Origin of the sequence: Pseudomonas sp. Pseusp97, assembly GCF_047304025.1 — a bacterium.
Lineage (GTDB): Bacteria > Pseudomonadota > Gammaproteobacteria > Pseudomonadales > Pseudomonadaceae > Pseudomonas.
In genome coordinates this window covers 1-18,224 of record NZ_JBGLYK010000112.1, presented here as the reverse complement: position 1 = coordinate 18,224, position 18,224 = coordinate 1, and the positions used below count along the sequence as shown (strand labels likewise).

The following is an 18,224-nucleotide window of genomic DNA, read 5'->3' as shown; positions in this document are numbered from 1 at the left end:
CGCCCCCGGGGGGCCCGGCGTCGCGCGCCCTGCGCACTCCTCCACCGCCCCCTGCCCCCGGCGGGGGCCCCCCGGCGGGGGGGCGGCGCCCCACTTCATGAAGTCGAACAACAACAAGACGCAAGGCAATCCGATTCGCTCTGCCAAGACGAGGTCGTCGCGACGTCCTTGCCCGCCAACTTTCATGAGAGTCCAACAATGTCCGCGCAGACAACAACAAGCAAAAATGCTCCGGCGCATGCCTTCAAGCAGGATATGCAGACCCGCCATATCGTCATGCTGGCGCTGGGCGGCGTCATCGGAACCGGCCTGTTCCTGACCTCGGGCTACACCGTCAACCAGGCCGGTCCGCTGGGCGCGGTGATCGCCTATGTCATCGGCGCGATCATGGTCTACCTGGTCATGATGTGCCTGGGCGAACTGGCCGTGCAGATGCCCGAAGTCGGCTCCTTCAGCAGCTATGCGACCCGCTACCTGGGACCGGGCACCGGCTACACGGTGGCCTGGATGTACTGGCTGACCTGGACGGTGGCCATCGGTTCGGAGTTCACCGCCGCCGGCATGCTCATGGTGCGCTGGTTCCCGGATACGCCAGTGTGGATCTGGAGCGCGCTGTTCGGGGCGGCCGTGTTCATCAGCAACATCGTTTCCGTGCGGACCTTCGCCGAAACCGAATTCTGGCTGTCGCTGGTCAAGGTGCTGGCGGTCATCGCCTTCCTGGTGGTGGGTGGCGGCGCCATTCTCGGCGGCTTCGAAATCAAGCAGGCGCACAGCGTCGGGCTGGGCAACTTCACCCGCGAGGGGCTGTTCCCGACGGGCTTCTGGTCGATCGCGATGACTCTGCTGGCGGTGTCCTTCGCCTTCTCCGGGACCGAACTGATCGGTATCGCCGCCGGCGAGACCCGTGACCCGGAGAAGAACGTGCCCAAGGCCATCCGCACCACGGTGCTGCGCCTGGCACTGTTCTTCGTCGGCACCATCTTCGTGCTGGCGACCCTGTTGCCGCGTGAACAGGCGGGCGTGGTGGAAAGCCCGTTCGTGATGGTCTTCGAGATGATCGGCATTCCCTACGCCGCCGACATCATGAACTTCGTCATCATCACTGCGCTGCTGTCCGCCGCCAACTCCGGGCTTTATGCGGCCGCGCGGATGCTCTGGACGCTCAGCGACCAGGGCAACATGCCGCGCAGCTATGCGTCGCTGTCGCGCCGGGGCACGCCGTTCAACGCCATCGTCCTGAGCATGGCCGGCGGCATGGCGTCCTTGCTGAGCAGCGTCTTCGCGCCGGACACCATCTACCTCGCCCTGGTGTCGATTTCCGGGCTGGCGGTGGTGGTGGTGTGGATGAGCATCGCGGCCAGCCAGATCGCCTTCCGCCGCCACTACCTGGCCAACGGCGGCAAGGTCGAGGACCTGAAGTTCCGCGTGCGCGGTTATCCCCTCGTCCCGCTGGCCGCGTTGTTCTGCTGCGTGCTGTCCTGCGTCGGCATCGCCTTCGACCCGGCCCAGCGCGTGGCCCTGTACTTCGGCCTGCCCTTCATCGCCTGGTGCTACTTCGTGTTCTGGCTGACCCGTAAGGCGCGGGAGCGTCGTCAGATGTCGCTGGATGTCGTGGGGCGTGGTTCCGAGGTTGCCTGAGCAGCGCGATACTAGGCCGCTTGCACAGTTGCCATGAGGAGTCGCCGTTGAGCCAGAAAGCCTTGCCCCCCCTGAACTGGCTTCGCGCCTTCGAGGTCTCGGCGCGTTACCTGAACTTCACCCACGCGGCGGACGAGCTGCACCTCACGCAGGGCGCCGTGAGCCAGCAGATCCGCCAGCTGGAGAGCCAGCTCGGGGTGGCGCTGTTCAAGCGCCTGCCTCGCGGGCTGGGGCTGACGGAGGAGGGGCAGTCCTACCTGCCGGTGGTGCAGGACGCCATCAGCCGGCTGGCGGTGGGCACCAATGAAATCTTCGGGCAGCGCCAGCGGCGGCCCCTGAAGGTGCGGGGCAGCCTTTCGTTCCTGCACTTCTGGCTGGCGCCCCGGTTGGCCGAGTTTCGCCGCGCCCACCCGCAGATCGATATCCGCTACATCAGCAACCTCTGGGTCAAGGAGCTCGATGCCGAGGACGACCTGGAGATTCGCTGGGGCAGCGGGCAGTGGCCGGGTGTCGAGGCACAGCGGCTGACCTGGGACCTGCTGGTCCCGGTCTGTTCGCCCGCGCTGATAGTAGACCGGCCCCTGCGCGAGCCGCGCGATCTGGCGAGCCTGCCGCTGCTGCATGTGCTGGGCTATGAGGAGGGCTGGGGCTACTGGCTGAAGCGGGCGGGCGCGGACGACGTCGATTATTCCAGCGGCATGCAGTTCGACACCCTGGTCTCCACCCTGCGCATGGCGGAGCTGGGGCTGGGCGTTGCCCTGGCGCGCTCGCCGCTGGCCGAGGACCTGCTGCAGGAAGGGCGGCTGGTAGCGCCCTTCACCCAGCGCATCGAGGCCAGCGAGTCGTTTTACCTGGTGCGTGGCCTGGGGCAGGCGTTGTCGCCGGACGCCCAGGCCTTCGCCACCTGGCTGGTGACCATGGTTCACCGCCAGACCTGAATACCCATCTGGAGTGACGATGCAGTACACAACCACCCGTGGCACCGACACAAGCGTGGACTTTCGCACGGCGCTGCTCTCCGGTCTCGCCGCGGACGGCGGGCTCTACGTGCCGGCGTCGCTGCCACAATTCAGTGCGCAGGAGATCGCAGGCTGGTCCTGGCTGCCGTTCGACGAACTGGCCTGGCGGGTGATCGCGCCCTTCGTCGGCGACACCCTCGACGAGCCGAGCCTGCGGGCGCTGGTGAGCGACAGTTACCGGGGCTTTCGCCATCGCGCCATTGCGCCGCTGCAGCAGATCGGCCACAACGAGTGGGTCCTGCAGCTGTTCCACGGCCCGACCCGTTCCTCCAAGGACTTCGCCGCGCAATTGCAGGCGCGGCTGATCCGGCACTTCCTGGGCCGGGAGTGCGAGCGGGCGGTACTGGTCGGGGCCAGCAATGGCGATACCGCCGTGGCGGCCATCGACGCCCTGGGGCACTGCCCGACGGCGCGCCTGCTGGCGCTCTATCCACTGGCCGGGACGCCGGCGGATCGCTCGGCGGTGATGCGCAGTGCCGATTCCGACGGCGTGCGCTGTGTTGCCGTGGATGGCAGCTTCGACGATTGCCAGTCGCTGGCGTCCCGGTTGCTGCGTGCGTGGCCGTGCCCCGAGCTGATCCCGATCAGCTTCAACTCGACCAACTGGATCGGCGTGCTGGCGCAGATCGTCTTCTACTTCCACGCGGCCCTGCAGCTGGGTGGCGGTATCCGTCCAGTGGGCTTCAGCATCCCGGCGGCGAGCTTCGCCGAGATCTACGCAGGGTTCATCGCGCAGAAGATGGGCCTGCCGATCAACCAGATCATCGTCTCCACCAACCGCAATGATGCCTTGCACCGCTTCATCCATTGCAACCGCTACAGCAGGGGTTCGGCCAGCCGTACCTTGTCGCCCGCCATGGACTTCTCGCTGTTCTCCAATCTCGAACGTTTCGTCTGGGAGCTGTACGAGCGCGACGGTGAAGCCACGCGGACGCTGATGGAGCACTTCGACGACTGTGGCGAGTTGAGCATCGGCAACCGCCAGTGGTTGCAGGCGCGCATGCTGTTCGACTCCTATGCCGTGGACGACGGGCTGATCCGCGATGAGATCGTCACGCTGTTCCGCGAGACCGGCAGCGCGGTGGACCCGCATACCGCGACGGGCGCCTATGCCGGGCGATTGCATCGGCGCAATATCGGCGCGCCCATCGTGACCCTGGGACAATTCGCGCCGGAGAAGTCGGCGGCGCTGCTGGCGGAGCTGGGCGCCTGGCACGGAGCCGTGCCGTCGCCCGCTGGCCAGGAGGCCTGCGGGGCCTTGCTGGCGCGCGATGACCTGGCGGGGCTGCACGAGGTGCTGGCACAGATGCGGGCCGGCCGATGAAGCGCATCCTCGACCCCCTGGACGAGCGCATCCTCGCCGAACTCACCGCCAACGCGCGCATTGCCCATGCGGAGTTGGGGCTCAAGGTCAACCTGTCGCGCAATGCGGTGCGCCAGCGCATCGAGCGCCTGGAGCGTGACGGCGCCATCCAGGGCTACACCCTGCGGGTGGGCGAGGGCCGACGTCCCACGTCGCTGATCAATGCGGTGATCTTCGTCTATCGCTACGACCGCATGCGTGGCGAGGCGGTGCTCGCGGCGCTGCGGACGATCCCGGAGATCGTGCAGTGCGAAGTGCTCAGCGGCGAGTTCGACCTGATGCTGCGTGTCGAAGCCGCCAGCCCGGAACGGGTGCACCACGTCTGGCGAGAGATCGCGGCGATGCCGGGTGTCGAGAACACGGTGACCTCGTTCGTGCTCTCCACCGTGATCTGAACCGGCCAGGCCGGCCGTAACCTGCTGGAAAAAACACGCCGCCCGGACCTTTCTCCGGGCGGCGTTTTTCATTCTGCGCCTGGCGTTCATGCCGCTCTGGTGCTGGTCAGATTGCCCAATAAATACAGCGCTTTGCCATATTCAACTGGCATGGCCCGGCTCTTAGGCTGATCGACATCGAACAACCGCCTGAGAAGGAAGGCAAACCATGACCGAATACAAGATCGCCCTCGTGGGCTTTGGCGGTGTGAACCGCGCCCTGGCCCAACTGATCGCCGAGCGCAATGCCTGTTGGCAGCAGGAACTGGGCTTCAGCCTGAAGATCGTTGGCGTCACCGACCTGTTCCTCGGCTCGGTGGTCGACCGCAATGGCCTGGACGCCGCCACCCTCGCCGCGCTCCCGGCCGTCAAGGGCGCCTTCGCGCAGCTGCCCGAAGGCACCGCCGAAGCCTTCAACGAGTCGGTGATCAAACACTCCGGGGCCGATATCATCGCCGAGGCCACCTTCACCAATCCGAAGGACGGTGAGCCGGCGGCGACCTTCTGCCGTTGGGCCCTGGAAGCGGGCAAGCACGTGGTCACCACCAACAAGGGCCCCATCGCCCTGCACGGCGAAGCGCTCAAGCGCCTGGCCAAGGCCAATGGCGTGGCGTTCGAATACGAAGGCTCGGTGATGAGCGGCACGCCGGTGCTGCGCCTGGCGCGGCAGACTCTGGCGGGTTCCGGCGTCCGCGGGTTCGAAGGCATCCTCAACGGGACCTCGAACTACGTCCTGACGCGGATGGAAGAAGGGCTTGGCTTCGCCGACGCCGTGGCCAAGGCGCAAGAGCTGGGCTACGCCGAGGCGGACCCGACGGCCGACGTGGAAGGCCACGACGTGCGCCTGAAGGTAGTGATCCTCGCCAACGAACTGCTCGGCGCGCACCTGCAGGTCAGCGATGTAGCCTGTGGCGGAATCAGCGGCATCAGTGGCAAGGATATCGAGCAGGCCCGTGAGGCGGGGGCGCGCTGGAAGCTGATCGGCTCCGCCCGCCGCGACGCCGATGGCTCGGTGAATGCCGGTGTGGAGGCCCGCCTGCTGCCGAGCTGGCACCCGCTGGTGGGTATTTCCGGCGCCACCAACGCCGTGGCCTTCGACACCGAACTGCTGGGCGCGGTGACGGTCTCCGGCCCTGGTGCCGGTCGCATCGAGACCGCCTTCGCGTTGCTCTCGGACATCGTCGCCCTCCACGCGTCCAGCCGTCAGGCCTGAGGAGTGAAGCCCATGAGCCTGTCCTCCGTTTCCCTTTCCTCCGTACCCGAGCCTACCCGGATCGACGTGGTCAGCCCCTTCGATGGCACGCTGGTAGGCAGTGTTCCGAACCTGGGCGCGCAGGATGTTCCCCGCCTGCTCGCGATTGCTCGCCAGGGCGTGCGTGATAGCGCGGCGCAGCCGCGTCATCGCCGCGCGAGCATCCTCGAACGCGCCGCCCAGCTCATCGAGCGGGACGCGGCGGACTTCGCCGGCCTGATCGTCGACGAGGCGGGCAAGACCCTGCGCCAGGCGGAGAAGGAGGTGAAGCGCTGCATCAATACGCTGAAGCTCTCCGCCGAGGAGGCCCGTCGCAACGCCGGCGAGGTGGTGCCCTTCGATGCCTACGAAGGCTCGGAGTCTCGCCAGGGCTGGTTCACCCGTGAACCCCTGGGGCTGATCCTGGCCATCACCCCGTACAACGATCCGCTGAATCTCGTGGCCCACAAGCTGGGGCCGGCGATCGCCGGCGGCAATGCGGTGATCCTCAAGCCGTCCGAGCTGGCGCCGCTGTCCGCGCTCAAGCTGGTGCAGTATTTGGTCGAGGCCGGTCTGCCCGAGTCCGTGGTGACGGTGGCGACTGGCGGCGTGGAGTTGGGCAAGGCCCTGGTCGCCGTGCGTGAGGTCCGCATGATCTCCTTCACCGGCGGTTTCGCGACCGGGGAGCAGATTGCCCGCGATGCCGGCCTGAAGAAGCTCGCCATGGACCTGGGCGGCAACGCCCCGGTGCTGGTGCTGGAGGATTGCGACCTCGCGGCCACCGTGGAGTCCTGCGTCTCCGGCGCCTTCTGGGCTGCCGGGCAGAACTGCATCGGGACCCAGCGGATCCTTGTCGATGCGTCGATCTATGCGGCCTTCCGCGAGCGTTTCGTCGAACTGACTCGCGCCATGGTGCTGGGTGACCCGGGGCGGCGCGAAACCGATATGGGGCCGATGATCACCGAAGCGTCGGCTCGCCGGGCCGAGCATCTGGTGAACCAGGCGCTGGGCGAGGGGGCCCGCCTGCTCTGCGGCCACCAGCGCCAGGGGGCCGCTTATGCGCCCACGGTATTGGAGGGCGTCGACGCGGATAGCCAACTGTGGCGCGAGGAGGTCTTCGCGCCGGTGGTGATGCTGGCGCCATTCGAGGATCTGGAACAGGCGATTTCCCTCGCCAACGCGCCGGAGTACAGCCTGCACGCGGGGCTGTTCACCCGTGATCTGGCGAAGGCGCTCAGCCTGGCGCGACGCATCGAGGCCGGTGGAGTGATGGTCAACGATTCCTCGGACTATCGCTTCGACGCCATGCCCTTCGGCGGCTCCAAGTACGGCAGCCTGGGCCGCGAGGGCGTGCGCTTCGCCTACGAGGACATGACCCAGCCCAAGGTGGTGTGCATCAACCAGCTCGATTGAGGTTTCGGGAGACGAGCCTTCACGGCCGTCAATTTTACCGGGTGGGTCCGCTCGCCGCGCCACCCGGTGCTTTTTTCCGACTCTGCTTCGAAGGAGGGAAATGATCGATGATCACGCGTTATGCATCGGGCAAGCGAATGTCCCTGGCGGTCAGCTACGGTGCCGTTTTCGAAACCGCCGGGGTGGTGGCGGACGACACGCGCGAGGATGTCCGGGGGCAACTGCGGCAGGTACTGGCGACCCTTGACGCGTTGATGGTCGAGGCGGCTGTCGGCAAGGAGCGGTTGACCCGGGTACAGATCTGGATAGCGAACTACGACGACTTCGATCAGGTCAACGAGATCTACGACGCCTGGCTGCAGGGTTATCCGAAGCCGGCCCGGGCGTGCGTCGGGACAGACCTGGGGGAGGGGTACCTGGTAGAGGTGCAGGTGTTTGCGGTGCGTGAGGGCGCTACCGATGATCGAGGTCTGGTTTCGGCTGGGAGGTAGCGTTGGCGAGGGGCTACTTCCGACCCGTAGCGGCCACCTAATGGGTGCTTTCAGACCAATGCCATAAGATATGATTTCTATTTTCGCGTATATGGACGGGCAGGAAATGGAGGGATTTTCAGACCTGTTATGGCAATGGTACGGCGCTGAGCAGCAGGGAAAAATTGCTGCAATTTCCAGGCTCGTTGGTGCGCTTGAATTTCTTGCAGCGGACGCAGCGGTGCAGAGAGAGATTATTCCCGATTGCCCCATATGTGAGACATGGTCGTCGCACATGTTGCTCGTTCATGATGCGATCAGTATCTGTGGAGCTGCGTTGCCCGATGAGTTCAGGATTCAGCTCGATCGAGTCTGGGAGCTGTGCTTCGCGATAAACGAGCTAAACCTTCCCTGCCATGATCGAGAGGTCTTTGAGCAGCAGCCATGGCAGCCGTTACGTGCGGCAGCCGGTTACATGCTTCTCTCGATGGGAGTGGTTGAAGTCAAAACATGTTTGGTCGAATTGTCCCCGTGATCTTTCAGTGTATTGGTGGATGATTCTGCGTTTGGACGTCCGCATTTGGCCGGCCCCCGCCCTGCCGACGTCCACTTCCGACCTCGCGGGGACGTGCTGGAGTGGCAGGTCTGCGAGCTGATCAGTGACGGCGCAATTGTCGCGGGGTCGCATTCAATAGACGGCGCATCAGGCGCCGGAGAGCCGTTGGGTCCTGATAGCCGACCTGCGCCGCGACTGCATGCACCGAATACTGGCCGGACTCGAGAAGCGCTCGCGCCTTGTTCAACTGCACCCGTTGGATGAGTTGCGAAGTGGAGTGCCCCGTCGCCTTGTGGACGTGACGCGACAGGGTCCTCTCGGACATGCCGACACTCGCGGCGAGTGCCTTGACTCCCACGAGCTCCGGCAGCGATTGCTCGATCTGCACGGTCAGGCGGGAGATCAGGGCATTGCCTTGCACCAGCACGGCGGGGATGACGAACGGCGACTGCAGTTGGCGACGGTCGAGCAGAAGAGCCCTGCCCACCGCGTCGGCGATTTCGGGAGAAAGGCGCCGGCGGAGCAGGTGCAGCATGAGGTCGGTCTGGGCGAAGGCGGCACCTGCGGTAGTCAGGGGCGGATCCGCCAGCACCATGAAGTCCGGGTCTACGCGGCAGTCCGGTGCGAGTGCCTGCAGGTGCGGTGCCAGCCACCAGGAGGTTGTCGCTTTCCTGCCACTCAACAGCCCGGCCGCTTGCAGAAGAAAGACGGCCGAGCATGAGGCGGCCACTTCCTTGCCAGTCGAGATGTGATGGTTCAGTGCAGAAATCAATGGCGCCGACCAGGGCTCCCCGAGGCGCCGCTTGAGCGAATCGACGTCACTGACGCCGATGCCCGGTATGACCCAGCAGGAATGGTCATCGGCGCTTTCTTCCATCGGCTCCACCTGCAGCTGCAAGCCATGACCCAGCGGGACCGGCCCCGATTGCGGACCGCAGATCCTCCAGCGAGGGGTGGCCAGGCCGAGCCGCTCACCGACGGTTGCCGCAGTGGCAAGGATGTCCAGAGTAGAGGCCACGCTGGAGGCGAACGCTCCGGGTACGACCAGGATGGTGAAATCATGCATTGGCTGATTATGCTCGAAAGAGGACGGATCGGACACTTTTGCGAGGGGCGACGACCCGGTCCAATAGCGGCTCAATCCATCGCCAAGGTTTTTTCCATGCCCAATATCCTGATCAAGGTGCCCACCGGCGCCTTCAGCGAGCCGCAACGTGAGCTGCTGTTGAAACAAGTCAGCGAAGCCGCCATCGCGCATGAGCGTATAGGCGACGACCCACGGCAGCGCAGCCTGTGCTGGGTACTCATCGAGGAAGTTCGATCTGCCGATTGGCTGTGCGGGGGCGCGAACGTGCAGGCGCAGGCCATTCCCTGCATTGTTACGGTCATGGTGCCCGCCGGCGTCCTGGATGAGCAGATGCGCAGCGAGTATGTGCTGGGTCTGCATCAGGCCATCGAGCAATGCGCTGACCAGGGCCGGATGCTGATGACTTCGATCCAGCTGACCGACATCGCCGATGGCACATGGGGGGCGAATGGCAGACTCTGGCGCTTGCCTGATTTCACTCGTGCTGCCGGCTATGCGCATCTCCAGCCCGGTGTCTAGAAGACCTTCCAGGGCAATCCGCGCCGACGGCTCTCCAGCCGCCGGCGCGGCAGCGTCAGGCGCCGAGGACGCGGCAGGCCTGCTCCGGAATGGTCACCGACACGGCCTGGCCTACGCGCAGGCCCATGTCATGGCAGGGCATGCTGAGGGCGGTCAGCGAGACACCGGAACACTGCACGGTGGTCTCGATGGTCGCGCCGATGTCGCGGATGAAGGTCACGGTTCCGTCCAGCCGATTGGCCGCCGCCACTGGCTCCGTCGACAGTTGCAGGTCTTCCGGGCGCACCAGCATGCGCACGCTGGCGCCTGGCTGGATACTGGGGCAATGCGCTGCATTCAATGCCGCGCCGCCTGGTAACCCGACCACACCGTTGCCCAGCGCGGTGGCGGTGAAGATGTTCCCCGAGCCGATGAAGTCGGCGACGAAGGCGTTGGCCGGGTTGCGGTAGATCTCGATCGGCGTGCCGACCTGCTGGATGCGGTGTTCGCCGAGCACCACCACGACATCGGCCATGGTCATGGCCTCGCGCTGGTCGTGGGTGACCATGATGGTGGTGATGTTCAGGCGCTGCTGCAGCTGGCGAATCTCCACCTGCATCGACTCGCGCAGCTTGGCGTCAAGCGCCGACAGCGGCTCGTCGAGCAGCAGCAGCTTGGGATGCGAGGCGATGGCGCGGGCGATTGCCACGCGCTGGCGCTGCCCCCCGGACAATTTGGCCACCGGCCGGTCGACCATCTGCTGCAACTGGATCAGCTGCAGCAGCTCGGTGACGCGTGACTGCTGCTCGGCCTTGCCGACACCGCGCAGCTTCAGCGGATAGGCGATGTTCTCGCCGACGGTCATGTGCGGGAACAGCGCCAGCGACTGGAACACCATGCCGAAATTGCGCTGGTGCGCAGGCACCTGGCTGATGTCCTCGCCGTCCAGCAGGATCTCGCCGCCGCTGAGGCTTTCCAGACCGGCGATCATGCGCAGCAGGGTGGTCTTGCCGCAGCCGGAGGGGCCGAGGAAGCAGACCAGCTTGCCCTGCGGCAAAAGCAGGTTCACGTCCTTCACGGCGCAGGCGGAGCCGTAGTGCTTCTCGACGTTCTGCAGTTTCAGTCCATTCATTTCTTCACCTCGAATCAGAACGACACGCCGCCTTCGCCAACCAGCTTCTCCAGCGCCCAGATGAGGGCGAAGTCGATCAGCACGATCAGCACGGCGAACGAGAAAACAGTGGGGTCGAGCGAGGACACGGTGCGGCTGTACATCCAGATCGGCACGGTCATCACGTCGATGTTGTAGAGGAAGTAGGTCACGGTGAATTCGTTGAACGAGACGATGAAGGCCAGCAGCATCCCGGCGAGGATGCCCGAGCGCATCAGCGGCACGACCACGTCGACGATGGCGCGCAGCGGCGCGGCGCCGAGCATCTGCGCGGCTTCCTCGACCTCGCTGCCGATGGCGATCATGGCCGCCGTGCAGTTCTTCACTACGAAGGGCAGGGCGAGGATCACGTGGGCGATGACCAGGCGCGAGGTATCCAGGTGCAGCGGCAGGCTGTCGAATACCAGCAGCAGGGCCAGGCCCAATACCACCATGGGGAACACCAGCGGCAGCGACATCAGTTGCAGGGCGACGGCCTTGCCGCGGAACTCGCAGCGGGTCAGCGCGTAGGCGGCGGGCACCGCGACCAGGGTGGCGAGGACCATCGTCAGGCAGGACACCAGCAGGCTGGTGGTCAGGGCCTTGCCGAGGCTGAGCACGTCGCTGGCGTCGGGCGAGACGAAGGTGTGCCAGGCCGCCTGGTACCACTGCAGGCTGTAGCTGCTGGGCGGGAAGTCGAGGTTCGCCGCGCCGCTGAAGGACATCACGATCATGGTCAGGATCGGCAGCACGGCGAGCAGCAGGATGATGCCGGAGAGCACCAGGGCGAAGCGCCCGGTGTCGCCCGGCAGGGTGGGTTGGCGGCGGGACGGGCTGCTCATTGCGAGGCCTCCAGGATGCGCCGGCGACGGCCGGTGACGACCTCCGACAGGGTCATGATGGCGAGGGTGGTCACAATCAGCACCACGCCGGCGGCGGAGGCGGCCGGCCAGTTCATCAGCGGGGCGATCTGGTCATGCACCATCACCGCGAGCATCGGCACGCGCCGCCCGCCCAACAGCAGCGGGACCACGAAGCTGCTGGCGTTGTAGGCGAATACCAGGGTGGCGCCGGTGAGAATGCCCGGCAGGCTCATGGGCAGCACCACCTGGCGGAACACCTGGAAGCGGCTGGCGCCCAGGGTCGCAGCGGCCTCCTCGTAGCTGCGCGAGATACCGCGCATGGCGCTGGCGATGGGCAGCACGGCAAGCGGGAAAGCGGTCTGCACCAGCCCCATGAGCACGCCGTTCTGGTTGTACAGCAGCATCACCGGGCGCTTGATCAGGCCCAGGGCCAGCAGGGCCTTGTTGAGCATGCCCGCCGGGCCGAGGATCACCAGCCAGCCGTAGCTCTGCAGCAGCAGGTTGACCAGCAGCGGCAGCAGCACGGCGGCGAGGAAGAGCCGCCGCAGCAGGGGCGATTGCAGGCGCGACATGCTGTAGCCGACCGGGATCGCCAGCAGCACGGCGATCAATGCGCTGACGAAGGCCAGGCGCAAGGTCAGCAACAGCGACTTGAGGTAGTAGGGCTGCAGCAGTTGCGCATAGCTGGCCAGGCTGAAGCCGGTCCATTCGGCGCCTTTCTCGCCGACGCTCATGCGCACCACCAGCAGGCTGGCGGCGATCAGCACGATGAGGAAACACAGGGACGGCGTGAGGAACAGCCAGGCACGCGCCGTCGGTGAAAACGCCCGGGCCGGGCGCAGGGGCGCCACGCCGACCGGGCGGGTCGGATTGCTCGATTGCATATCGCGTCTCTCGTCAGAACGGAGAATGTCCGCATCGTGCGCAGGGGGTTCCGGCCACTTGCGCGCGACGATTCATGGCCGCCGTGGCGGCCATGGCTGCATCAGGAAGAGAAGATTTCCGTGTAGCGGCGGATCCACTGGTCATGGACGGTGGAGAGGAAGGCGTTGTCGTGCATGATCGCCTTCTCGGCGATCTGCTCCGGGGTGAGGATGTAGGGGCTCTTGCGCGCTTCGGCGGAGATGACCGCCTTGGCGTTGACCGGGCCGTTGAAGATGTCCTCGGCCATCTTGCCCTGCACGTGGGGGTCGAGGGAGTGGTCGATGAAGGCGTGGGCCAGGTCGGTGTCGCCCGGACGGTTCTTCGGCAGCACCGAGAGCATCAGGTCGGTGTAGAAACCTTCCTTCATGCCGAAGGTGGCGCCCAGGCCATATTGGGGGTCGCGGATCTGCTTGGGGAAGAACGCCGGCGCGTAGAGGCCGCCGATATCCAGCGAGCCGGTGCGGAACAGTTCGGCGATCTGGTTGGGGTTCTCGCCCAGGGTCATGACCCGGTCCTTGAGCTCTTCGAGCTTCTTGAAGCCGGGCTCGATATTGTGTTCGTCGCCACCGGCCAGCTTGGCGGCGATGATGATCAGGTCCATCGCCTCGGTCCAGTTCGGCGGAGGCAGGAACAGGCGTCCCGCGTAGTTCTCGTCCCACAGGGCCGCGTAGCTGTCGGGCACGTCCTTCACCGTGCGCGTGCTGTAGACCAGGCTGTTGCACCACAGCAGGTAGCCGATGCCGTGGCCGTCGGCGCCGGTCTGGTACTTCGCCGGTACGTCCCGGAGGTTGGGGATGCGGTTGAGGTCGGGTTTTTCCAGCAGCCCGGCGCTGGCCAGGCCCTCGGCGCCGACGCCGGCCAGGGTGATGACGTCGTATTGCGGGCGGTCGCCGCCGGCCTTGAGCTTGGCGACCATCTCGGAGGTGCTGCCGGTGCGGTCGGCGATTACCTTGGCGCCGGTCTTGGCCTCGAAGGTCGCGGCGATGTTGCGCAGCGCCGCAAGGCCAGTGTCGTCGGACCAGGTGAGCAGGCGCAGGGTCTTGCCCTGGAAGCGGTTATCGCTGGCGCTGGCCCGGATGAACGGCATGGACAGGGCAGCCGCGGCCACCGAAGCCGCGCCTACCGTTTTGATGAATTGCCTTCTGCTGAAATCACGCTCGCCCATCGGGGACTCCTTTGCTCTTATCGCTTTTGTTTAGGAATGTCTCGGGTGTGTGGCGGGAGGTCGGGGCTGTCGCCACCCGCTTGCCGGATTCGCCTGGCGGCCCCGTAATCCGGGAGGCGCAGGCTGTTCGGCGGGGTCATCCTGCGACCTGCGCGTGGCGCCAACAATCGAAAAAATGTCATCGAAGCCATGTCCTGCATGCATGGCTGGCGTGCGCCCATGAGCGGGCCGCAGACCTTTCCTGAAAGGCCCGCAACAGAGCGGTTCCACGAAAAAAACCGCGCCGTGAAGCCGGCGCGTGGCGGGGAAATTCCCCGGAAAGATCCCTGCCGCCCGGGTGCGGCAGGGAGAGGGACGGGTCAGCCCTGGCTGCTCATCCAGGTCGCCTGGTCGATCTCGATCAGGGTCGGCAACGAGCAGGCGCTGGCTTCGCGCAGCGCGGCTCGCAGCGCCGCTTCGTCGCCGGCGCGATGCGCCTTGCAGCCCAGGGCCCTGGCCGCGCCGACGAAGTCGGGGGTGTAGATGTCGACGCCGACCGGCTCGATGTCGCGATTGACCATGTAGCGCTTGATTTCCTCGTAGCCGTGGTTGTTCCACAGCAGGACGATCAGCGGGACGTGTGCTTCCACCGCGCTGGCCAGTTCCGGCAAGGTGAACTGCAGCCCGCCGTCGCCGATCAGGCACAGCACCGGGCGTCGCGTGTCGTCGCCCAGCCAGGCACCGATGGCGGCTGGCAGTGCGTAGCCGAGCGTGCCGTAGCCGGTCGAGGAGTTGAACCAGCGTCGTGGCTTTTCAAGGTCCAGGGTCAGGTTGCCGGTGTACACCGGCTGGGTCGAGTCGCCGACCAGTACTGCTTCGGGCAGCTCCTCCAGCGCAGCTCGCAGGAAGCGGGTCTGGGCACGCAGGTTGTCATCCAGAGTGGCCAACACCCCTTCACGCACCCTGGCGGCGCGGCGGCCGCCCCAATGCTCCGCATCGACCGCCAGATCCCGGCCTGCCACGGCGCCCAGCAGGGCTTCCAGGGCCAGTCCGGCATCCGCCACCAGAGCGGCTCGCGGCGCATAGTTGCGCACGGTCTGGTCGGGATCGATATCGATGCGCAGCAGTGCGCCAGGAATCCTGAAGCCGCCGGCGAAGGTCACGTCGTAGTCGGTTTCGCCCAGCTCGGTGCCGACCGCGAGTACCACGTCGGCCTCGTTGACCAGTTCGCGCGCGGCGTCGGTGGACTGCGTCGAGCCGATCAGCAGGGGATGCTGCGAGGGCAGCAGGCCCTTGGCATTGATCGTCAGCGCCACCGGCGCCTGCAGGCGCTCGGCCAGGCGCTGCAAGGCTGCTCCGGCATCGACGGCGCCTCCACCGGCAAGGATCAGGGGACGCCGTGCGTTGGCGAGCAGGTCAGCCATCTCGGTCACCGCCTCGGGCGCTGCGCCAGCGCGGGATACGCGGACCGGCTGGCTCGACAGCAGCGCATCGGCGTCTTCCACCAGCACATCGAGGGGAATCTCGATATGCACCGGACGCGGCCGGCCGGCCTGGAACAGGGCAAAGGCGCGGGCCAGCACGGCCGGCAGCTCGGCGGCCGACATCAGGGTGTGGGAGAAGGCGCTGCAACCGGCGATCAGGCTGCTTTGCGAGGGCAGCTCATGCAGCTTGCCGCGGCCGCCGCCGAGCTGGCTGCGCGCCTGCACGCTGGAGATCACCAGCATGGGAATCGAGTCCGCATAGGCCTGGGCCATGGCCGTGGCGATATTGGTCATGCCCGGGCCGGTGATGATGAAGCACACGCCGGGCTTGCCGCTGGTGCGTGCATAGCCGTCGGCCATGAAGCCGGCGCCTTGTTCGTGGCGCGGCGTGACGTGGCGGATCTTCGAGCGGGCGAGCCCGCGATAGAGCTCCACGGTGTGCACGCCGGGGATGCCGAACACCTGCTCGACGCCGTAGCCTTCGAGCAATTTCACCAGTACTTCGCCGCATGTGGCCATGGACTTCATCCTTATTGTGGGTCGTCGGTCCGGCGCGCCATCGCGGTGTATCCGCCCGGAAAACCGGGCCGGCAGGCAGGGGCGGGGAGCGCGCGGGGAGACGGCATTGGACCTGTCGGGCGAGGGCGCTGACAAACCAAAATTTGTCATACTAGGCATGTCTTCACCTCATGCCTGAGCCCCGATGAAGCGCTTACCCCCTCTGCCTGCCCTGCATACCTTCCTGGTCACCGCGCAATGCTGCAACTTCACCCGCGCGGCCGGCCTGCTGCATATCACGCAGGGGGCGGTGAGCCGGCAGATCGCCGGTCTGGAGAGCCATCTGGGCTATACGCTGTTCCAGCGCCAGGCGCGTGGCCTGACCCTCACGCCCCAGGGGCGCGAACTGCTGCCGCGCATCCAGCAGGTGTTCGCGTTGATCGAAGAGGCGGTGGAGGAGGTCGGCGGCAAGCGCGAGGCGCTGCAGCTCAAGGCGCCCACCTGCATCATGCGTTGGCTGTTGCCACGGCTGCTGCAATGGCAGGCCGAGCGTCCCGATGTGCCGGTGGAACTGACCACCACCGTGCAGCACTCGGTGGATTTTCGTAGCGAGGAGTTCGACGCCGCGGTGGTCTACAGCGTGCAGAAGAAGGACGGCCCGGCCTGCCACCGGCTGTTCGACGAGCAACTGACGCCGGTTTGCGCGCCGCAACTGCTCCACGGCCCGCTGCCCCTTGGCGCGCTGGAGGACCTGGAGCGGCACATGCTGCTGCACCCGACCCGCGACCAGCGCGACTGGGAAGCCTGGCTGTCCGCGGCCGGCACAAGGGTCAGCAACATGGGCAAGGGCCAGCACTTCGACACCCTGGACCTCGCCGTTTCAGTGGCTACCCAGGGGGCCGGCGTAGCGATGGGCGACTGGGCGCTGATCGGCGACGACCTTCGCGCCGGGCGGCTGGTTGCGCCTTTCGAGCTGAAGGTTCGCACCGGTGCGGCGTATTACCTGGTTTATCCCGAACGCCGCGAGACGTCGCCGCAATTGCGCGAGCTGATCGACTGGCTGTTGCGGCAAGCCGATGAGCCAGACGAGCCGCCGGTTGCCTGATGCCGCTTCGGCGCCGAACATTCTTTTTGAGGCGATCCCGGTTGTCACTGGCAATAAGGCGCCCTGATCTGGAAGCCCTTTCGACGCTGCCTTTCGCCGCGCGAAATCCCACGTCATTCTAGAAAAATTACTTTCGAAAAATCTGAAGTAATTATTTGCATCGGGCTATTTTTCCTGGCGCATCAAGCTGCGACAACTGCAGTCACGCCAAGCCGCAGAGGTCTTGGTCTACGCGGACCGGAGCGCCTGAAAAGCTCCGGCCGTGCTGTTGTTCCTTACTGCCAAAGCCCGGCGACAAAACGCCTGGCGCACAACAACAATCGGCGAGTACAGGCCCGCGACAAAGCGGTCTGTCAGAGGAATATCACCATGTCCATCCTTGCGCAGTTCTCCCGCTCGACCTCCTCCCCAACGTCCGCCGATTCGTTTCGCCGACTGACGCCCTCAGCCGCCGCGCCCGTGCGCTGAACCTCCTGCCGATTGCTTCGCCGTGCCCGACGGCGCGGTTCACCCTGTCCGGAGTTCGTTCATGCGACTCGAAATCTTCCGCACCCTGTGGGGCTATACCCGTGGCTGGCCGCAGGCCATCGCCGAACTGCGCGAGGCCGGCTTCGATGGCCTGGAAGCGCGCCTGCCCCTGGAACCCGCCCTGCGTGCCGAGTACGCACGGCTGCTGGCAGCAGAAGGGGTGCCCTACATCGCGACCCTGTTCACCGCCCACGACGTGCTGCCCGACCAGTCGGCCAGCCCGCAGGTGCACCTGGACGACCTGCAGCGCAAGCTGGGTTACGCCGCCGAATTGTCGCCGCGCCTGGTCAACACCCTGGCCGGCAATGATCGCTGGTCGCTGGCTGCGCAGGTCGACTTCTTCGGCCGCGCCCTGGAGCTGGCCGCCGCGCAGGAACTGACCTGCCTCTTCGAGATTCACCGCGCCCGCTCGCTGTACAGCCCCTGGGTGACCCTGGAACTGATCCGCCAGGTTCCCGAGTTGCGCTTCACCACCGACATCAGCCATTGGGTGGTGGTCTGCGAGCGTCTGCTCGACGACCCCGCCGATGACCTCGCGCCCTTCGTCGAGCGCGTGCAGCACATCCAGGCCCGCGTCGGCTACGACCAGGGACCGCAAGTGCCGCACCCCGGCGCGCCGGAATACGCCAAGGCCCTGGCCTTCCACCAGCAGCACTGGGAAGCCGTGTGGCGCGCCCCCCGGGCGCCCGGCCCATCGCCGGGCCATCACTCCCCCCTGGGGCCCGGGCCCCCCTGCCCCCCCCCAGGCCGGGGCCCCCAACCCTCGGGGGGGGCCCCCCCCCCCCCCGCCAGAGCGCTCGCCGCAATAGGCCGCGGGTG

General features: G+C 66.2%; 17 protein-coding genes. 11 read left to right on the top strand and 6 right to left on the bottom strand.

The window, feature by feature from the left end:
- The first annotated feature begins 198 nt into the window (after positions 1 to 198).
- From ACCC94_RS18185 to ACCC94_RS18150, 8 genes are all read left to right on the top strand, one after another.
- Positions 199 to 1,638 (top strand): amino acid permease, encoded by a 1,440-nt coding sequence (locus ACCC94_RS18185; protein WP_413350889.1) that lies wholly within the window; start codon positions 199 to 201, stop codon positions 1,636 to 1,638.
- A 47-nt stretch (positions 1,639 to 1,685) separates the two neighbouring features.
- Entirely contained in the window at positions 1,686 to 2,576 is an 891-nt protein-coding gene (locus ACCC94_RS18180; RefSeq protein ID WP_413350888.1) for a LysR substrate-binding domain-containing protein, read from the top strand.
- Between the two features lie 19 nt (positions 2,577 to 2,595).
- Positions 2,596 to 3,981 carry a threonine synthase gene (locus tag ACCC94_RS18175; RefSeq protein ID WP_413350887.1) on the top strand — a complete coding sequence of 462 codons (1,386 nt, stop codon included), beginning with the start codon at positions 2,596 to 2,598 and terminating at the stop codon, positions 3,979 to 3,981.
- Positions 3,978 to 4,415: an Lrp/AsnC family transcriptional regulator gene (locus ACCC94_RS18170; protein ID WP_413350886.1), complete on the top strand. Its 438-nt coding sequence runs from the start codon at positions 3,978 to 3,980 to the stop codon at positions 4,413 to 4,415. Before ACCC94_RS18175 ends, ACCC94_RS18170 begins: the two co-directional genes overlap by 4 nt.
- 208 nt (positions 4,416 to 4,623) lie before the next feature.
- Positions 4,624 to 5,667, top strand: a complete 1,044-nt coding sequence (locus ACCC94_RS18165; protein WP_413350885.1) for a homoserine dehydrogenase — start codon at positions 4,624 to 4,626, stop codon at positions 5,665 to 5,667.
- Positions 5,668 to 5,679: 12 nt separating this feature from the next.
- Positions 5,680 to 7,098 (top strand): aldehyde dehydrogenase family protein, encoded by a 1,419-nt coding sequence (locus ACCC94_RS18160; protein WP_413350884.1) that lies wholly within the window; start codon positions 5,680 to 5,682, stop codon positions 7,096 to 7,098.
- Between the two features lie 107 nt (positions 7,099 to 7,205).
- On the top strand, positions 7,206 to 7,589 hold the full coding sequence (locus ACCC94_RS18155; RefSeq protein WP_413350883.1) for a RidA family protein: 384 nt from the start codon (positions 7,206 to 7,208) through the stop codon (positions 7,587 to 7,589).
- A 70-nt stretch (positions 7,590 to 7,659) separates the two neighbouring features.
- Positions 7,660 to 8,103 carry a hypothetical protein gene (locus ACCC94_RS18150; RefSeq protein ID WP_413350882.1) on the top strand — a complete coding sequence of 148 codons (444 nt, stop codon included), beginning with the start codon at positions 7,660 to 7,662 and terminating at the stop codon, positions 8,101 to 8,103.
- A gap of 121 nt (positions 8,104 to 8,224) precedes the next feature.
- Here the strand turns inward: ACCC94_RS18150 and ACCC94_RS18145 are convergent, their stop codons facing one another.
- Positions 8,225 to 9,190 carry a GlxA family transcriptional regulator gene (locus ACCC94_RS18145; protein ID WP_413350881.1) on the bottom strand — a complete coding sequence of 322 codons (966 nt, stop codon included), beginning with the start codon at positions 9,188 to 9,190 and terminating at the stop codon, positions 8,225 to 8,227.
- 96 nt (positions 9,191 to 9,286) lie between these two features.
- Between ACCC94_RS18145 and ACCC94_RS18140 the strand changes: the two genes are divergently transcribed.
- A complete protein-coding gene (locus tag ACCC94_RS18140) occupies positions 9,287 to 9,730 on the top strand; it encodes a tautomerase family protein (protein ID WP_413350890.1) in 444 nt (147 codons plus the stop codon).
- A 55-nt stretch (positions 9,731 to 9,785) separates the two neighbouring features.
- Here the strand turns inward: ACCC94_RS18140 and ACCC94_RS18135 are convergent, their stop codons facing one another.
- The 5 genes from ACCC94_RS18135 to ACCC94_RS18115 form a co-directional block, all read right to left on the bottom strand.
- Positions 9,786 to 10,841, bottom strand: a complete 1,056-nt coding sequence (locus ACCC94_RS18135) for an ABC transporter ATP-binding protein (protein ID WP_413350880.1) — start codon at positions 10,839 to 10,841, stop codon at positions 9,786 to 9,788.
- 14 nt (positions 10,842 to 10,855) lie between these two features.
- The gene (locus ACCC94_RS18130; RefSeq protein WP_413350879.1) at positions 10,856 to 11,701 is read right to left on the bottom strand and encodes an ABC transporter permease; all 846 of its coding nucleotides are present in this window, start codon (positions 11,699 to 11,701) and stop codon (positions 10,856 to 10,858) included.
- Positions 11,698 to 12,606, bottom strand: a complete 909-nt coding sequence (locus ACCC94_RS18125) for an ABC transporter permease (RefSeq protein ID WP_413350878.1) — start codon at positions 12,604 to 12,606, stop codon at positions 11,698 to 11,700. The genes ACCC94_RS18130 and ACCC94_RS18125 overlap by 4 nt, the downstream gene beginning before the upstream one ends.
- A gap of 101 nt (positions 12,607 to 12,707) precedes the next feature.
- Complete coding sequence (locus ACCC94_RS18120) at positions 12,708 to 13,811, bottom strand: ABC transporter substrate-binding protein (RefSeq protein ID WP_413350877.1); 1,104 nt, start codon at positions 13,809 to 13,811, stop codon at positions 12,708 to 12,710.
- Positions 13,812 to 14,170: 359 nt separating this feature from the next.
- Complete coding sequence (locus ACCC94_RS18115; protein ID WP_413350876.1) at positions 14,171 to 15,793, bottom strand: 5-guanidino-2-oxopentanoate decarboxylase; 1,623 nt, start codon at positions 15,791 to 15,793, stop codon at positions 14,171 to 14,173.
- 184 nt (positions 15,794 to 15,977) lie between these two features.
- Here ACCC94_RS18115 and ACCC94_RS18110 point away from each other — a divergent pair, with 184 nt between their 5' ends.
- Together ACCC94_RS18110 and ACCC94_RS18105 are read left to right on the top strand one after the other, a co-directional pair.
- Positions 15,978 to 16,877 (top strand): LysR substrate-binding domain-containing protein, encoded by a 900-nt coding sequence (locus ACCC94_RS18110; protein WP_413350875.1) that lies wholly within the window; start codon positions 15,978 to 15,980, stop codon positions 16,875 to 16,877.
- Positions 16,878 to 17,406: 529 nt separating this feature from the next.
- On the top strand, positions 17,407 to 18,224 hold an 818-nt coding region (locus ACCC94_RS18105; RefSeq protein WP_413350874.1), incomplete at its 3' end, for a sugar phosphate isomerase/epimerase family protein.

What these genes read in the sequence shown, in the direction of transcription:
- ACCC94_RS18185 (WP_413350889.1), top strand. Translation starts at nt 199, where the DNA reads ATGTCCGCGCAGACAACAACAAGCAAAAATGCTCCGGCGCATGCCTTC.
- ACCC94_RS18175 (WP_413350887.1), top strand. Translation starts at nt 2,596, where the DNA reads ATGCAGTACACAACCACCCGTGGCACCGACACAAGCGTGGACTTTCGC.
- ACCC94_RS18170 (WP_413350886.1), top strand. Translation starts at nt 3,978, where the DNA reads ATGAAGCGCATCCTCGACCCCCTGGACGAGCGCATCCTCGCCGAACTC.
- ACCC94_RS18165 (WP_413350885.1), top strand. Translation starts at nt 4,624, where the DNA reads ATGACCGAATACAAGATCGCCCTCGTGGGCTTTGGCGGTGTGAACCGC.
- ACCC94_RS18160 (WP_413350884.1), top strand. Translation starts at nt 5,680, where the DNA reads ATGAGCCTGTCCTCCGTTTCCCTTTCCTCCGTACCCGAGCCTACCCGG.
- ACCC94_RS18155 (WP_413350883.1), top strand. Translation starts at nt 7,206, where the DNA reads ATGATCACGCGTTATGCATCGGGCAAGCGAATGTCCCTGGCGGTCAGC.
- ACCC94_RS18150 (WP_413350882.1), top strand. Translation starts at nt 7,660, where the DNA reads ATGATTTCTATTTTCGCGTATATGGACGGGCAGGAAATGGAGGGATTT.
- ACCC94_RS18145 (WP_413350881.1), bottom strand. Translation starts at nt 9,190, where the DNA reads ATGCATGATTTCACCATCCTGGTCGTACCCGGAGCGTTCGCCTCCAGC.
- ACCC94_RS18140 (WP_413350890.1), top strand. Translation starts at nt 9,287, where the DNA reads ATGCCCAATATCCTGATCAAGGTGCCCACCGGCGCCTTCAGCGAGCCG.
- ACCC94_RS18135 (WP_413350880.1), bottom strand. Translation starts at nt 10,841, where the DNA reads ATGAATGGACTGAAACTGCAGAACGTCGAGAAGCACTACGGCTCCGCC.
- ACCC94_RS18130 (WP_413350879.1), bottom strand. Translation starts at nt 11,701, where the DNA reads ATGAGCAGCCCGTCCCGCCGCCAACCCACCCTGCCGGGCGACACCGGG.
- ACCC94_RS18125 (WP_413350878.1), bottom strand. Translation starts at nt 12,606, where the DNA reads ATGCAATCGAGCAATCCGACCCGCCCGGTCGGCGTGGCGCCCCTGCGC.
- ACCC94_RS18120 (WP_413350877.1), bottom strand. Translation starts at nt 13,811, where the DNA reads ATGGGCGAGCGTGATTTCAGCAGAAGGCAATTCATCAAAACGGTAGGC.
- ACCC94_RS18115 (WP_413350876.1), bottom strand. Translation starts at nt 15,793, where the DNA reads ATGGCCACATGCGGCGAAGTACTGGTGAAATTGCTCGAAGGCTACGGC.
- ACCC94_RS18110 (WP_413350875.1), top strand. Translation starts at nt 15,978, where the DNA reads ATGAAGCGCTTACCCCCTCTGCCTGCCCTGCATACCTTCCTGGTCACC.